Here is a 15,697-nt window from a genome sequence, read left to right as displayed (position 1 = left end):
TCCTTGTTTTCCGGAAATCGGAGTCTATTTTTCGAAACTTAGCTATTTTGCTCTGAACTTTTTCCCCTGCCGCCCGTTGTGACTCTGCCAAAGGGAGGACACGATGGGAGAAATCTCAGGGGTTCGTCGCCGGTTTGTGCGTGCTGCCATGAACGCTCCATTCCTCGAACGGGAGGAGGAGCACCTGCTCGCAGTGCGATGGAAGGACCAGGGCGACGAAACGGCTCTTCACCAACTCACCGCCGCCCATATGCGTCTTGTGATTGCGCTGGCGGCCCGGTTCCGACATTACGGACTGCCCATGGCCGATCTGGTTCAGGAAGGCCACGTGGGTCTTCTCGAGGCCGCGGCGCGCTTCGAGCCCGAGCGCGAAGTCCGGTTCTCGACCTACGCCACGTGGTGGATCCGCGCCTCGGTCCAGGATTACATCCTGCGTAACTGGTCAATTGTACGAGGCGGAACAAGTTCCGCCCAGAAGGCTCTTTTCTTCAACTTGCGCCGTCTGCGCGCCCGCCTGACCCGGGGCGGCGAGGAGCGTATCGCAAGCGAAGTCCATCAGAAGATCGCCGACGCCATCGGGGTTTCCCGGGCCGATGTCGCGCTGATGGATGCCCGCCTCTCGGCTCCCGACGCCTCTCTTAACGCACCCGTTCTCGATGCCGATGCCGGCAATTCGGCGGAACGGGTCGAATTCCTGGTGGACACCAGCCCGTTGCCCGACGAGAGCGTCAGCGAGGTCATCGACAGCGAGCGCCGGGTCCGGTGGCTGCGGCAGGCGCTGGAAGTGCTCAACGAGCGCGAACTGCGCATCCTGCGGGCGCGGCGGCTCGATGAGGAGCAGGTGACCCTGGAGTTTCTGGGCGACCGGCTCGGGATCTCGAAGGAACGCGTCCGGCAGATCGAAAACCGCGCCTTGGAAAAGCTCAAACGCGCCCTGATCGAGAAGCATCCGCAGGCATCGGGCGCTTTCGTTTAGAGTCCGCTTGCGTTTAAACGCACTCTGACCTGTTGATTTTGCGCCGGTTACTCGACGATGACCTTGTAGCGCTCGCCCGGCTTGAGCGGGCCGTTCTTTTCAAGCCCGTTGATCAGCAGGAAGCGCTCCAGCGCCCGGTCGACAGGCATGCGTTCGGCGAGGCGTTGCGCGGTGTCGCCCGGTTGCGCCGTGACCATCTGGAGCGTCAGGGGCCTGATCATGCGGGCCTCGTCTGAATGAACCTGGCGAACCGTATTGAGGGTCCGCTGAAACATGCCTTCAAGGTCGCCGGTGCCGTTCCGCACGGCCATGATGAGCCGATACGTCGTGTTCCCGATGCGAATGGCGGATAGCCGGAACAGCCACTCTTTTCCCGTGGAAGAAGCCGTGGCGACCGGCAGGCCCTTGATCGTCGTCGTCGTGAGGCTGCCCGGCTCGATCGTGTCGTTCCAGGTTGAGCGCAGCACGTCTTCGAGGCTTTGACCGCTTGGCGTATCGGCCGCATCGAACAAAAGCCGGCGTGCCCCGTCCTGCGAGGAGCCGAGAACTGCCTGCGAGGTGTTTTCCAGCGTGAAGCCCTCGGGGGCCTCGAACGCCACGCCCAAGCGCGCGTGGACGAAACGACGGCCCTTCACGACGCCGTCCGCCGGATCATCGCCAAAGGCGATACCGTCCAGGGCGAAAAGATAAGCTGCTCGGTCCGCCTCGCCGATGCCGGGTGCGCTGACGCGACGAGCGGCCTGGAGCGCTAACGAGGTGCGCTCGTTCGTGCTGGGATGCGAGGCCATCATGTCCGCCCCCGCTGCATCGGTGGCGGGACCGCCGCTGCCGGAACGCCCCAGCGCGGTCAGGAAACGCGACGCGCCATAGGGGTCGAAACCCGCCCGCGCGAGCACCCGGACGCCCATGCGGTCAGCCTCGAGTTCCTGCGAACGGGAGAAACTCGCGAGGCTCGATCGCGACTGGTTCTGCACCACGGCAGCTTGCGCCGCATCGTTCAGCACGTTCTCCGTGACGCGTTTGATTAGCGTCGAGCGAGCCTGCATCTCGTTGCGCTGGGAGGCGTGACGTAAGGTCACATGAGCGATCTCGTGAGAAAGCACAGCCGCGACCTCGGCGGAATCGTTCGCCAGAGCCAGCAGCCCGCGCGTGACATAGAGACGCCCATTCGGCAGCGCGAATGCATTGACCACGGGAGAATTCAGGATCGCGACCTGATAGGCCTCGTCGGGCCGGTCGGTCGCCATGACGAGGCGGTTCGTGACATCCGTGAGCAGGCGTTGAAGCTGAGGTGCCCTGACCTCGCCGCCGAAGGCTGCGAGGAGCCGCTGGTGGTCGCGATCTTTCTCCAACTCCGGGCCGATGACGCGCGGCGCGTTGGCAGGCAGGGAGGCATCCCCGTTGCCGAAGACCGCGCAGCCGGCAAGCGAGGCGGCGAGCATCGCGCCGCCGATCAACCGTACCCCTTGTGAAAGCAGTCTTTCCCTCATGCTGTCATTAGCGTGGCAGGCGCTCGCCCGCGAGGCGTTCGATCATCTCCGGAACGAGGAGTGTCAGCGAGGTCCCCTGCCAAGGCTCCAAAATGCCTCGGACCCTGATCCGCTGCCCCTTCAGCGCCGCGGCGTCCAGGCCGCGATCCACCAGCGATTTCCATGTCTTCTTCGGAATGACGATCGTAAAATCCTCTGCCCAGTGCCCCCCGAAATTCAAATACGTCCGTTGCGCCCGTTCACCGACGCTTCGGACCCGGCCCTCAACCAGCGCGAAGGTCCCGACCCGGTCCCGCAAGCGGTCGGCATGCTCAGTGCTGATGGGCTTATAACGGTCATCCCGCCAGAGACCAAGGCTTTGCTCCCGCGCTTTCTCCTCGAAAGCCAGCAATTCGGGCTGGCAGAATGTCTCGGCGGCGGCTGGATCGACCAGGGCGAGCCCGGCTTCGACGAGGCCACGGCCAAAATCGACAGTATTGAGGTCATTCGATGGCCATATGCGCACGGAACGCCTGTCCCAGCGATCACGCTCCGGCGCCCCCTGGACAACAAGGGCTTGTCCGACCCGCGCGCGGAGCCAGACCAACGCCTGCCCGCGGAAAGACGGCTCATCCGGCAGCCGGATCGCCGCAAGTTTCGCCAGACGGCCGGCGGACAGCACGAGATCTCCCTGCGGAGTCACGCCTTCGAGCCGATCTGGCTGGCCGGACGCGGCGCAGGTCGCCGGAGTGACGAGCGCAGGCCGCTCCTGCGCCGCTGCAGGCAAGGCCGCCAAAGCCACCGCAACGCCAAGAGCCCATGAATTTTGCATCGCCCGACCCGGTCTCATCCCCGGATCATAGCCGTTCACGAAAAAACGGCCATGCGGAGCTTGGCGGGAGATGCGTCCATCACCAGTTTACCTGACGGCGGATTGTGCTACTCATCCCCTCAAGCGGTCCCGTAGCTCAGCAGGACAGAGCAGCGGTTTCCTAAACCGAAGGTCGGAGGTTCGAGTCCTCCCGGGATCGCCAACTAAATAATTGGCCGTGAAAGATTTTTCTCTTTCTGCTGCCCCCAAGGCAGTGTGTCGACACTTTCAGTCGTCCCGGTTTGGCGAACGGTTGTTCGCCATTCGTTTCGGACCGAATTCTTCGCCAATCTCTGGCATTTTCTTGCGCAGAGGTCCGACCGGTGCTCAACGCTTGGCATGATTTGCCCCGATGAGCGATGAACTGAGGCGGGCATCGATGGCGCTCGTAGCTGCGGGCTGAGGCTCCCGACCAAGAGTGACGGGGACAGCCCCTCCCGGACAAGTCCAGCATCCCCCTGATTTCAATATGTCGCCCGGCCACCTGATACGTCAAAGACTGCCCCCGTCGAGAAGGAGCATTCCTCGCTCGCCAGCCAGCAGATCAACGCCGTCACCTCGTCGACCTTTCCGAAACGTCCCATGGGGATTTTGGAGAGCATGAAGTCGATATGGCTCTGGTTCATCTGATCGAAGATCGCGGTATGGACTGCCGCAGGCGTCACGCAGTTGACGGTGATATTCTGCTTCGCCAGTTCTTTTCCGAGCGACTTGGTCAATCCGATGACGCCCGCTTTCGAGGCGCTGTAGGCCGGGGCATTCGGGTTCCCCTCCTTGCCCGCGATGGAGGCCACATTGACGACGCGTCCATAGCCGCCGGCCAGCATCACCGGGACGACGGCCTGGTTGCAGTAGAACAACCCATTGAGATTGACATCAATCACCTTTTGCCACGCCTCGACCGGGTATTCCCAGGTGGTGGCGTTCGGCCCGGTAATCCCGGCGCTCGCAACGAGAATATCGATTCCGCCCAATACCTCTCGCGTCTCCCCGCACGCCTTCGCGACGGCCGATGGATCCGTGATATCCACCTGAACGACAACAGCGTTTCCATCGAGTGCCTGGCTCGCGGCAGCGAGGGAATCCGGGCTGACGTCCCATATGGCGACCTTGCCGCCCTCTGCGGCTATGCGTTTGCTGACGCCCAGTCCGATACCGGATGCCCCACCGGTGATGACGGCCTTGCGCCCTTCGAAACGTCTATTGCCGTTCATAGTGACTTCTCTCCTTGCAGTTTGTTCGCCGCCGCTTTGCGCGACCTGCCCGTTCTGGCTTCAAAAATGATCATCAGCGCGCTTGCCACGATGAGACCTGCCCCTATGAATGTCTCGGTCTGCAGCACTTCCCCGAACAGAAGGGCACCTGCAATCGCAGAAAAGACGAGGCGGAGATAAGGAAACGGCGCCAAGGACGATGCTTCGGCATGCCGATACGCCTCCACCATCAGCCACATGCCAGCTGTTCCCAGAACACCCACGGCCGACAACAGCATAACCTCTCGACTCCCAATCGGCTTCCAGTCCAAAGCCGCCTGCGGAAGTGCAGCAATGAAGACGACAATGCCGATATAGAACATGATGGTTGGCGTCCGCTCCGTTCGCGACAACGAGCTCGTGATGACAACCATGACGGCGCCGAGAAAAGCGCTGCTGAGGCCATAAATCGCCCGGCCATCAACCGCTTGCGCGTTCCAGATCTGCATGGCGACCGCGATCCCGGCCAGCCCGAGCAAAGTCGCTCCCATTCGTCGCCATGTGAGCCTCTCGCCCAAAAACATCGTCGCGAGGATGACGACGAAGATTTGGCTTGAGAAACTCAAAGTGGTCGCAAGCGCGAGATCCAGAACCCGAAAGCTCGTGTAATACATCCACCAGGATCCGGCCGAGAGTGCTCCCCGCAAGAGGTGAACCTTAATGCGTGTGGTGCGCAACAGCGGTAGACCACCCATCAGCGCAACACACCCACCCGCAAGAATAACCTGCGCCAAGGCGCGAAAGAGAACGATCTGGCCACCGCTTGCATGATCCGCAAGCAGACGCACGCAGACGACCTCGATGGTCGAGACGATGCTCGAAGCGATCAGGAAAGCGGCACCGACAGCGACGCCGGACATAATCTTTACTCGGTTCGAGGAATGCCCGACGGTGATCGCCGGGCATAGGGGGTATTAGGCGAGCTCGGGCGTCGCGTAGAGGGTCCGGGACGACACCTTGATCTCCACATCGACGAGGTATTTGCGCACCGCATCGAGATTGATCTCAATGCCAAGGCCCGGCGCCTCGGGAGCGGCAACCTCGCCATTCGCGTCGCGGTCCAGATGGTTCGCGGTAAACTCGCGAGCAACCGGCTTTGGTGCGAAGGGAAACTCACAGATTCGATGGTCGGCCAATCCCGCATAGGGTTGCAGCGACGCGCTCAACGCAAGATGGGACGTGAAGGTGTGGTTCACATAGGTCACGCCCCGGGCCACGGCGTATTCGGCCACTTTCTTGGCCGGCCCTATGCCTCCGATGCGACCGCAATCGATCTGCACAAAGCCGACGCCGCCATAGTCGATCATGTGCCGCGCCATGAACACGTTGTGCGCAGCTTCGCCGCCCGCGATCTTGACCTTACTGCTTCGCCGCGCCAGTGCCTGGTATGCGTCAAGCGCACCGCCGTGAAAGGGCTCCTCGAGCCAAACCGCGCCAGCCTCCTCCAGTGCCGGCAGTCGCGCCGCCGCCGCCTCCACATCCTCTCCCCATATCTGCCCCACATCGACGAGCAGGATTCCGTCAGGTCCAAGCCCTTCCCGCGCCGCCTGCAGGTGATCGGTATCTTCCTTGACGGTGCCGCGACCGATCGGCCCCCAGCCGAACTTCACGGCTTTGAAGCCATCCCGCCGCGCAACCTCGCCGCCGCGCAGGGTGTCCTGCGGCGTATCGCCGAAAAGCTGCGAGGCATAGGGAGTTTTGCTGTAAGACGTCCTGTATCCAAGCAACCGCCAGACCGGCTCGCCCCGCGCCTTGCCGAGAAGGTCCCAAAGCGCCATCTCGATACCGGAAAACGTGTGGGCGGCCTGCAGTAGATCCATGCTGTTGTATTCGACCTCGGCGGCGATGCGGGCAATGTCCGCCGGACTATCGAGGGTCTGGCCAAGCACGGAGGCCGCGACAGGCCGGCATACGCCATGCGACATGGGCGTGACGAAGCCCGCAATGGAAACGAGGGGTGACGCCTCGCACTCGCCCCAGCCGACATGCCCTCCGGCCACGACGCGAACCAACAGCGCATCCTGACTGCCATCCGCCTCCGTGGTGACTTGCGGCATGGCGAGATAGAAAAAGTCAACGGCTTCGATTTTCATCGTTCTCACTCGAGCAGACGATTCGTGGTGGATCAGCGTTCGTAGATGCGGGCGGCGGCGGTGAACGCGACGCCTTCATCCAACGGATACATGGGCCTCGCGCAGACGGTATGTCCGAGGCTCTTCAGATTGGCGGATGTCGCTCCCGGTGCGTCGACGTTGAAGTTCTTTTCGACCCAACCGTCGTACATGTGGTATTCCGTGTGCGGTGACTTCACGACGATCAGGTCGAAATCCTCCGGATCGAGGCCGTTGGAATAGTACATCGCCCTGTCGAAGAGGCTGATCGAGCGGCTGAACACGACAACTGTGAAATTATCGAAGGCGAGCACCGCCGTCGGCCCTGCGGCGAGGCCGATCTTCATAGTCTCGAGCCGCGAATTCCCGTCTGAGAGAAGTTTCACCTCGGCTCGCACCCGCATCGGTTCGAAGCGTTGCTTGTCGTAGAAGCCGCCGAGAGAGACGTTGACCGTGGCTCCCACGCCCGCCTTATGCGCCGCCGCCGCTGCGTCCGGGTCAACGATCTGGACAAGCACACGCTTGGAATAGCCCGCATCACGCAGTGCCTTCAGGATGATGTGGGAATCGCCGGTTGCCCCCGATGAAGTGGCATCGGCAGCGTCGGTGAACACCACGGGCCCCTCGATGGTCCGCGCCTGGGCAATGGCGCGATCAAGAGGGATGAGCTTGCCTTGCATTCTAAAACGCTGCGGCCAAAACTCGTGGGCGATACGCTCGGCCTCTCGCTTTGCAGTCTCCTGATCGCCATCGGTCATCACGAGAACCTGCGAGCACAATTCCGGTACATCCGTGAAGGGGTTGCCGATCATGATGCCTGCCGCCAAGGCGGTTCCGTCGCGTTCAAGACGCTGGCACTCGCGGATCAGGTCGCCATAGCAACCGGTCCTCGTAATCAGTTCGTCGCCACGCACCAATGCCGGTATGACGACCCGCGCGACCACCGGCCTGGACTTTCCTTCCAGCAACCGCACCAAAAGTCGGGCGGCGCGCTCGCCCGTATCCGCAAAATCGACGTGGGGATAGGTGTGATAGATCGCGAGCCCGTCGACCTGCCGGAGCATCTTGTCGGTCAGGATACCGTGCAGATCAAGGGAGATGACGATCGGAACGTTGGGCCCGGCCATGCGGCGGATCTCAGCGAGGAGATGTCCCTCCGGATCAAGCTCGGTTTGCGCGCCCATCGCTCCATGGAGGGAGAAATAGATGGCGTCGACCCCGGACAATCGATTCTCGACGGCCTCGAGTATTTCCTCCGAAAGCCGCTGCCAGCCTTGTCCGGACAATGGCCCTGCGCTACCGGCGCGGGCGGCGATGACCGGAACGACCGACAGATCCGGTTGCGTTTCGAAAACCTGCAACGCGCCGCCGATGGCGGTGTTCAGTCCACGCTGCGCGTAGATCTCCTCGCCGCGCTCGATGTGGAAGTTTTCATAGTGCGATGGCAGCGGGTTGAAGGAGGAGATCTCCTGCATGCATTCGATGATCATCACTTTGGGCATGGCGTTTCCTCAGGAATTCAAGTCATAGGTGGGGAGCGTCCGATCGGCAGCGCGGTGGCATGACACCAGCCTCCCATCCGGCAGAGGCGCGAGAGGAGGATCGATGGCGCGGCAGCGCTCCTCCGCGAAGGGACAGCGGGCGGCAAACCGACAACCGGAGGGGATGTCCAGCGCACTTGGCAGATCACCTGTCAATCGATGGCGATGACGTGTCGCATCCGGATGCGAAGGCGGAATGGCTGACAGCAGCGCGCGGGTATAGGGATGGGTCGGATTGTCGAACAATCCGTTGGCGTCAGCGATCTCGACGATCCGACCGAGGTACATGACGGCAACCCGATCCGAAATGTGCCGAACCACTGAAAGATTATGGGAAATGAACAGGTATGTGAGTTTCAGATCACGCTGTAGATCCTGCAGCAGATTGATAATCTGTGCCTGAACCGAGACATCGAGGGCGGAAACCGCCTCATCGCAAACCACGAAGTTCGGCTTGAGAGCGAGCGCGCGGGCGATGCCGACACGCTGGCGCTGCCCTCCTGAGAATTCGTGCGGATAGCGCTCCGCTGCGGAGCGCGGCAGCCGCACGAGATCAAGCATTTCAAGCACCGCTTTCCGCCGCTCCATGCGATCGCCGATGCCGTGGATGACATAGGCCTCAGCAATCGCATCTCCGATGGTCATGCGGGGATTAAGCGAACCATACGGATCCTGGAAGATGATCTGCATTTTACGGCGTGCCTGCCGCAGCTCCGCCTTAGAGAAGTCGGTCAGGTCGCGACCGTTCAGATGCACGGATCCATCCGTCGGCTCGATCAGGCGCAGCAGCAAACGGCCGGTGGTCGATTTCCCGCAACCTGATTCACCGACGAGACCGAGCGTTTCACCGGCCCGTACGGCGAGATCGACACCGTCGACGGCTTTCGCACCGCCTTTTCCACGACCGAAAAAGCGGCCACGGGCTCCGAAGACTTTGGTCAGACCGCGCGCCTCGATGACATGGGAGAGCGTCACAGAAAGGCCTCCTCTTGGAGTTGCGGGAAACCGAACGGTTGAAGGCAGGCGACCTTCTGACCTTGAGTGACGGGCCGCAATGGCGGCGCCTCCGTCTCGCAGATGTCGCGACGATAGGGGCAGCGCGGCGCATAGCGACACCCTCGCGGCATTGTTCCGACCGTCGGAACGTTGCCCTCGATCGTGACGAGACGATCACGGGGCCCTTCGATCTTTGGAATCGAAGCAATCAACGCCTTGGTATAAGGATGCTGCGGATCGTCGAAGATCTGGCGCACGGGCGCGACCTCGGCAACACGGCCTGCATAAAGAACGAGCACCGTGTCCGCGATATCCGCAATCACTCCGAGATCATGCGTGATGAAGAGAAGCGCAAGCCCTCGCTCCTTCTGCAGCTTTCGCAGCAGATCGAGAATTTGCGCCTGCACGGTCACATCGAGCGCGGTCGTCGGCTCGTCGGCGATCAACAGCCGGGCATCCGCAGCGAACGCCATCGCGATCATCACCCGTTGCCGCATGCCGCCCGACATTTCATGCGGATAAGACTTCAGGCGTGCTTCGGCGGACGGAATCTCGACTTGATGGAAGAGATCGATAGCCACTTTCCGGGCCTGAGATGATGAAAGACCCCGGCGGCGGCGCAGCACTTCTTCCACCTGAGCGCCGACGCGCATCACAGGATTGAGCGCGGTCATCGGCTCCTGGAAAATCATGGCGAGGTCGCGGCCGCGTTTCTCGCGCCACTGATCGGCTGGAAGCCGGATGAGATCCTCGCCGTCGAGACTGATCCGCCCTGAGGCGGTGCGAATGGCTTTAGGCAGAAGTCCCATCATCGCAAGAGCGAGCATGCTCTTGCCACTGCCGGATTCACCGACCACCCCGAGAACCTCTCCTGCCCGCAGTGAGAAGGAAACGTTCTCGAGAATGGTTGTCTTGGAGCCGGTCAGGACAGTCGTCAAGCCGTCGACGTCAAGAATGGGAGATGTCTCTGGCATCGCTCAAACCCTCATGCGTGGATCAAGAACGTCCCGGAGACCATCACCAAGAAGGTTGAGTCCGAGCACCGAAATCATGATCGCCAGGCCGGGAAAGATCGTGATCCAGGGAGCTTCCGCAATGAAATCCCGCCCTTGCGCGATAATGCTGCCGAAAGATGGCGCGGGAGGGGGAGGCCCTACGCCAATGAAAGACAGCGCTGCTTCGGCCAGAATGGCCGTCGCGAAGACATAGGTCAGCCGCACGATCAGCGGGCCGAAGGTATTGGGAATGACGTGGCGGAAAAGGAGACGTAGATCCGTGGCCCCTAGTGCGCGCGCGGCCTCCACGAACTCGCGCTCGCGAACGGTCAACACCGAGGCCCGGACAATGCGCGCCGTGTGGGGCGTGGTGGCGACCGCAAGGGCGATCACCACGTTCGTCACCGATGCGCCGAGGACGGCCGCGACAGTGATGGCCAGAAGGATGGCCGGAAAAGCCATCAGCGCATCCATCAGCCGCATGATCGGATTGTCGAGAGCGCGGAAAAAGCCGGCAGTGGCCCCTACGAGCGTTCCGACGACGCCTGTCAGAAGTGCGGTCATGAGGCCGATCATCAGCGAAATGCGCGCACCATGGATGACGCGAGACAGGATATCTCGACCGAAATGATCCGTGCCGAACCAGAATGTCGCGTCGGGCGGACGCAATCGTGTCCGGAAACTGTTGCGCAATGGATCATACGGCGAAAGCAGATCGGCGAATACGGCGATGACAGCAATCAGGACGACAAGGCTCATTCCGATCATAAAGGAACGATTATGGAACAATCGGCTTAGAGTCTGCCACGCGGGGTTTGCGCGGGAGATGCCGAGATTTGATGACTCGACTTTCATTCCAGACGCACCCGCGGATCAGCAACGGCGTAGAGAACATCGACTGCCAGATTGACCATGAGATAGATGACGGCCAGGAACAGAAGGCCTCCTTGAATAACGGGATAGTCGCGCGACAGAATGCCTCCGATGATGAGGCGGCCAACGCCCGGGATCGAGAAAACCTGCTCGACAATCACGGCACCGCCGAGTAGCGCGCCAGCCACGATTCCGCCGACCGTGAGGATCGGTACGAGGGCATTGGGCAGCCCGTGACGAAGCATGATTTCCGCCCGCTTCAGCCCTTTCGCATCCGCAGTGCGGATGAAATCCTGGTTCAGGACTTCCAACATGGAGGCACGCGTCATGCGGGCGATAAAGCCGACCTGGATGATGGCCAGGGTGGCCGCCGGCATGATAATGCTTCTCATCCAGCCAAACGGATCGTCGCCAAGCGGTATGTAGCCGCCGGTTGGAAAAAGACCGAACTGCACGGCGAGCACCAAAATCAGCATAATTCCGAGCCAGAAGTCGGGCACCGACAGCCCAAAGAGAGCCACGGTCATCACAAGCTGATCAGGCCAGCGGTTATGATTGACTGCCGCCACGATGCCGGCGGCGATTCCGCCGATAAGCGCGAGAACCAGCGCGAAGCCGGTGAGCGAGAGCGTCACCGGAAGCCGCTCCAAAATGGCTGCGGTGACACTGCGGTTGAGCAGGATTGAATGTCCGAGATCGCCTCGCAGCACGCGTCCGTACCAATCCACCATTTGCACCAGGATCGGCTTGTCGAGGCCGAGTTCGCGGCGCAGCCGCGCGACCTGCTCGGGCGTTGCGCTCGTATCGAGAAAGGCTGCGGTTGGATCTCCGGGCACAAGCCAGATGATCGCGAACGACATCATGGAAACAAGCGCGAGAACCACCAAGGCGCCAGCAAGTCTCTTGGCAAGGAATGACGACATTCAGAACTCCCCTTTGTCAGGCGGGCGTGCGGGAGGTGCACGCCCGCCTGATGAGTCTCAGTCGAGCCACACGCCCCACATGCGTGGGATGCGCGATGGCTTGAAGTTCTTGAGCTTGCCGGTGGCGACCTGGAACAGGCCGTAGTTTCCAGCTTTCATGGCGACGGCATTGTCGTACATATGCGTCTGGAATTCCGTGAAGATTTGCTTGCGCTTGCCTTCGTCCATGGCGGTGTTCAGGCTGGCGTAGAGCGCGTCGATCTTGTCGTCCTTCTTTTGCTGGGACGTTCCATTGACCCACGGCGCCATCACCGAGGCTGGGCCTTCATAGGGCTCGATGCCGTAGCCGTGCACCCAGAAGTGCCAACCCGTCGGCGTGAACCCCGTCTTCGAGACGGTCGGCCAATCCGCGACCGACAGCTCCACATTGATGCCGATCTCTTTCAAGCGCTGTTGAAGGACGGTGGCGGTATCGATGTTGGGACGAAGGTTGTCGACAATGAAGGTGAGCTTTTCTCCCTTGTATCCGGATTTTGCCAGGAGAGCCTTGCCTGCCGCGAGGTCAGCCTTGTTGTACTTCTCGGTTCCGGTCGTCGAGTAGAAAGGCGCACCAGGATAGAGCCAGGCGCCGTCCATCTGATAGATATCAGGATAGGAGATGCCCATGATCTCCTCCATGTCGAGGGCTGCCTGAACGGCGAGCCTGAAGTTCACATCGCCCGTCGGCGCTTGAGCATGATTGAACTTGATCACCTGGAAGGCAAAGGGCAGCACCTTATAGATTGCGTAGTTCTTGTTGCCCTCGAGGCGCTTTGCCGTTGGTCCATCGACCGTTTCGAGCAACTGCACCTCTCCCGCTTCAAAGGCCGCGTTGCGCGCGCCTGCTTCCGGCATGAAGCGGAATGTCACGGAGTCCAAAAACACTTCCTTCTTCCCGGCGAGGCCATCCCTTCCCGTGGCCTTGGGATTCGGCACATAGCCGTCGAAGCGCGCGATTTTCACGTGGCTGTCAGGCTTGTATTCAACGAACCGGAAGGGACCGGTGCCGATGTAATTGATCTGGTTGGCCGGCTTCGCCGCCTCTTCCGCCGGATAGATGGCGATGGGAGCGCGCGGCGATGACAGATTGTCGAGGAAGGTGGATTGAACCTCGTTGAGACCGATCGTTACCTCGTGCGGCCCAGTGGCCTTCACAGTATCGATTGCCTTCAAGAGAGATGCGGAGGCCCCGATCTTGCGATAGCGTTCGAGAGAAGCGACGACGTCGTTCGCGTCGAGTTCCTTGCCGTTATGGAATTTGACGCCTTTGCGGATGGGAAACACATAGGTCTTCCCATCCCCGGAAATCTTCACGTCTTCCGCCAGCTCCGGAACAGGCTTGGCGTTTTCGTCGCGCGCGAAGAGGGTTTCATAGAGATGCAATGTGACATTGCGCGCGGCCTGCGCCGACGTCACCTGCGCATCGAGAGATGGCGGCGCCTGCACCATACCGATGATGACATCGCCTCCCTTGCGCTGAGCGAGGGCGGCGTCGGGTGCTGCCGTCAAGACGACCGCCCCCATGGCAGCCAAGCTGGAAATCATCCACCGTTTCATGTCTTCCTCCTCCTGGTCGGCTCGACGCCGGAACACCTCATGTCGAGGCTCTAGAAGCTTCTCTGTCGCACCATTCTTCGTTCGACGATGTCATGCCCGGTGCTAGGCTTCGCAAAGCGCATCGTCGTAATCGTTCATCACGACGGCGACCGCGTCGCCGCGTTGCACGCGCCCTGGACCAGATGCCATCCAGAGCACCCCGGAACGGGCATAGAACAGCTCCACTGCGGGACGGTCGACATCCTCGACGAAATGCAGGAAGCCCGCCGATTGGCCCGCTTCGACAGTTTCGCCGGCGAGGTGGCGCGGCTCGAACAGACCGGCCGATGGCGAGAACAGATAGCAATCCTGATCACGCACCATCATGTGGCGCGTTTGTGCCGAGCCATCGCGCTGCGATGTCTCGGTACATCCGTCCATCAGGCCGAAATGTTTGAGGGTATTGGTCAACCCCCGCTCGCCGATGCGCACGCCCTCTACGTTCACGCGCCCCCATCCGCCGAGTTCTGTTCCGAGCGAGAGAATGCCGCGACGTTCGACCGAGGAGGTCAGCGTGGCGCCCTCGTCGACGCCCCAGAACACCACGTTGAAAGGTGCGCCAAAGGCAGCCGCGGCTTCCATGGTGCGTTTGCGCATCGCCGGATCGGACGCATAGTGCATGTTGGTCGAGAGAGCCGATTCCATGGAATGACCCGCCGTGTGAACATCGATAGAGATGTCCACGTGCGGCAGCACGACTGCGTCGATGAAATGCGCCAGCATTTCGGAGAATGTGCCCTTCGGATTGCCTGGGAAACAGCGATTGAGATCCCGCCCGTCGACCGGTGACAGGCGAGTGTCATTCAGGATCGCGGGGACATTGATCGCGGGCAGCATGATCACACGGCCCTGGATCGTTGCCGGATCGAGCGTGCGCGCCAGTCGCGACACCGCGATCAGCCCTTCGTACTCGTCGCCATGGACGCCGCCGGTCAATAATACGGTGGGTCCGGAGCCGTTCTTTACGCACACGACCGGGATTTCCACCGTGCCCCAACCGGACGTGTTGCGTGACAGCGGCGCACGCAAATAGCCGGCCTGGCGGCCCGCTTTGTCAAAGTCGATTCCACACCGAATTCTGCTTTTCAGCTCACTCTCGCCCATCAGCCCGTCCCCATCCTTGTTTTGTTATTCGTATGATGGTATACGATTAGACGAGATGTCAATGGCGTACTTCCTTTTCGTCAGCCTTTACGAAACATGCGTGAAGGAGGAAGGATCGGAGCACATACGGCATGCCAATTTTTTCGACTTAGAGCACTGAAATCAATGACTTCGCGACCGCGTCTGACGCCCTCACCCAAAGCAGAACCTGCAGATGTCGCAGCAGCCGAGCCTCAGCAGGGCTGGCAACCACTGCGCCCGCGCACGCTCGTCGATGCCGTCATCGACGAAGTCATCGCCGCCGCGGCGTCCGGGCGGATTCTTCCTGGCGATCGGATTGTCGAGGCTGAACTCGCGCAAGGACTCGGCATCAGCCGCGTACCGGTACGGGAGGCGCTCCGGATTCTCGAGAGTCAGGGGCTTGTGGTCAATGAACCCTACAAAGGAATCCGGCTGAGAACGGTCACCCAGGAGCGCATCGACCACCTCATCGAAGCACGCGTAGCTCTTGAGACAACGGCAGCCACACGGGCGATCCTCGCAGGGCGAAACGGCACGGAGGAAGTGCAGATCTTACACAAGCACGTCGACGAGCTTGATCTCATGCGGGTCAGAGGTGACGCATATGGCTTCGCGACGGCGGATACCAGCTTTCACCGCGCACTGTGTCAGTTCAGCGGTAATGAAGTCATTTGCGATCTGTGGGATATGCTGTCGCGGCAACTCACCATCATCGTCGGCCTTTCCACTTTCGGAAAGGCGATGTCGGACATCGTCAACGAGCATCGAATCCTTATCAAGGTTTTCGAATCGGGCGACGTGACCCGGATGGCGCAGGCTCTCGACGACCACATCAACGTGCAAACGCACGCAGTCGATTTCCAGGGCATCATCGAACGTCACAGGACTGAGCGGACCAAGCGTTCCAAGACCTGATCACCGATCCTTCT

General features: G+C 61.1%; 14 protein-coding genes and 1 tRNA gene. 3 read left to right on the top strand and 12 right to left on the bottom strand.

Annotation, left to right across the window (positions count from 1 at the left end; genetic code table 11):
• Positions 1-103: 103 nt before the first annotated feature.
• On the top strand, positions 104-976 hold the full coding sequence (locus I2H38_RS05500) for an RNA polymerase factor sigma-32 (RefSeq protein WP_196270822.1): 873 nt from the start codon (positions 104-106) through the stop codon (positions 974-976).
• A gap of 47 nt (positions 977-1,023) precedes the next feature.
• Here I2H38_RS05500 and I2H38_RS05495 read toward each other — a convergent pair whose 3' ends face one another.
• Both I2H38_RS05495 and I2H38_RS05490 read right to left on the bottom strand, forming a co-directional pair.
• Complete coding sequence (locus I2H38_RS05495) at positions 1,024-2,466, bottom strand: M48 family metalloprotease (RefSeq protein ID WP_196270821.1); 1,443 nt, start codon at positions 2,464-2,466, stop codon at positions 1,024-1,026.
• A 7-nt stretch (positions 2,467-2,473) separates the two neighbouring features.
• Entirely contained in the window at positions 2,474-3,277 is an 804-nt protein-coding gene (locus I2H38_RS05490) for a thermonuclease family protein (RefSeq protein WP_196270820.1), read from the bottom strand.
• Positions 3,278-3,402: 125 nt separating this feature from the next.
• On the opposite strand from I2H38_RS05490, the gene I2H38_RS05485 reads away from it, so the two are divergent.
• Positions 3,403-3,479 (top strand) — tRNA-Arg (locus tag I2H38_RS05485).
• A 301-nt stretch (positions 3,480-3,780) separates the two neighbouring features.
• Here I2H38_RS05485 and I2H38_RS05480 read toward each other — a convergent pair.
• The 10 genes from I2H38_RS05480 to I2H38_RS05435 all read right to left on the bottom strand — a co-directional run bounded on the left by I2H38_RS05480 (position 3,781) and on the right by I2H38_RS05435 (position 14,747).
• Positions 3,781-4,530, bottom strand: coding sequence for an SDR family NAD(P)-dependent oxidoreductase (locus I2H38_RS05480; protein WP_196270819.1), 750 nt, complete (start codon positions 4,528-4,530; stop codon positions 3,781-3,783).
• Positions 4,527-5,429, bottom strand: coding sequence for a DMT family transporter (locus I2H38_RS05475; RefSeq protein WP_196270818.1), 903 nt, complete (start codon positions 5,427-5,429; stop codon positions 4,527-4,529). The genes I2H38_RS05480 and I2H38_RS05475 overlap by 4 nt, the downstream gene beginning before the upstream one ends.
• Positions 5,430-5,483: 54 nt before the next feature.
• On the bottom strand, positions 5,484-6,662 hold the full coding sequence (locus I2H38_RS05470) for a mandelate racemase/muconate lactonizing enzyme family protein (RefSeq protein ID WP_196270817.1): 1,179 nt from the start codon (positions 6,660-6,662) through the stop codon (positions 5,484-5,486).
• Positions 6,663-6,694: 32 nt separating this feature from the next.
• Positions 6,695-8,182 (bottom strand): M81 family metallopeptidase, encoded by a 1,488-nt coding sequence (locus I2H38_RS05465; RefSeq protein ID WP_196270816.1) that lies wholly within the window; start codon positions 8,180-8,182, stop codon positions 6,695-6,697.
• 9 nt (positions 8,183-8,191) lie between these two features.
• Positions 8,192-9,196, bottom strand: a complete 1,005-nt coding sequence (locus tag I2H38_RS05460; protein WP_196270815.1) for an ABC transporter ATP-binding protein — start codon at positions 9,194-9,196, stop codon at positions 8,192-8,194.
• On the bottom strand, positions 9,193-10,191 hold the full coding sequence (locus I2H38_RS05455; protein ID WP_196270814.1) for an ABC transporter ATP-binding protein: 999 nt from the start codon (positions 10,189-10,191) through the stop codon (positions 9,193-9,195). Before I2H38_RS05455 ends, I2H38_RS05460 begins: the two co-directional genes overlap by 4 nt.
• A 3-nt stretch (positions 10,192-10,194) precedes the next feature.
• The gene (locus I2H38_RS05450; protein ID WP_196270813.1) at positions 10,195-11,067 is read right to left on the bottom strand and encodes an ABC transporter permease; all 873 of its coding nucleotides are present in this window, start codon (positions 11,065-11,067) and stop codon (positions 10,195-10,197) included.
• Complete coding sequence (locus I2H38_RS05445; protein ID WP_196270812.1) at positions 11,064-12,008, bottom strand: ABC transporter permease; 945 nt, start codon at positions 12,006-12,008, stop codon at positions 11,064-11,066. The genes I2H38_RS05450 and I2H38_RS05445 overlap by 4 nt, the downstream gene beginning before the upstream one ends.
• A gap of 57 nt (positions 12,009-12,065) precedes the next feature.
• The gene (locus I2H38_RS05440) at positions 12,066-13,604 is read right to left on the bottom strand and encodes an ABC transporter substrate-binding protein (protein ID WP_196270811.1); all 1,539 of its coding nucleotides are present in this window, start codon (positions 13,602-13,604) and stop codon (positions 12,066-12,068) included.
• A 102-nt stretch (positions 13,605-13,706) separates the two neighbouring features.
• Complete coding sequence (locus I2H38_RS05435) at positions 13,707-14,747, bottom strand: succinylglutamate desuccinylase/aspartoacylase family protein (protein WP_196270810.1); 1,041 nt, start codon at positions 14,745-14,747, stop codon at positions 13,707-13,709.
• 165 nt (positions 14,748-14,912) lie between these two features.
• Here I2H38_RS05435 and I2H38_RS05430 point away from each other — a divergent pair, with 165 nt between their 5' ends.
• On the top strand, positions 14,913-15,683 hold the full coding sequence (locus tag I2H38_RS05430; protein WP_196270809.1) for a GntR family transcriptional regulator: 771 nt from the start codon (positions 14,913-14,915) through the stop codon (positions 15,681-15,683).
• The last annotated feature ends 14 nt before the right edge of the window (positions 15,684-15,697 follow it).

It is taken from the genome of Microvirga alba, assembly GCF_015694465.1.
In the GTDB taxonomy this organism is placed as follows: domain Bacteria; phylum Pseudomonadota; class Alphaproteobacteria; order Rhizobiales; family Beijerinckiaceae; genus Microvirga; species Microvirga alba.
Note: the sequence above shows the minus strand (reverse complement) of the source record. Positions and strands in the feature narration are given on the sequence as shown.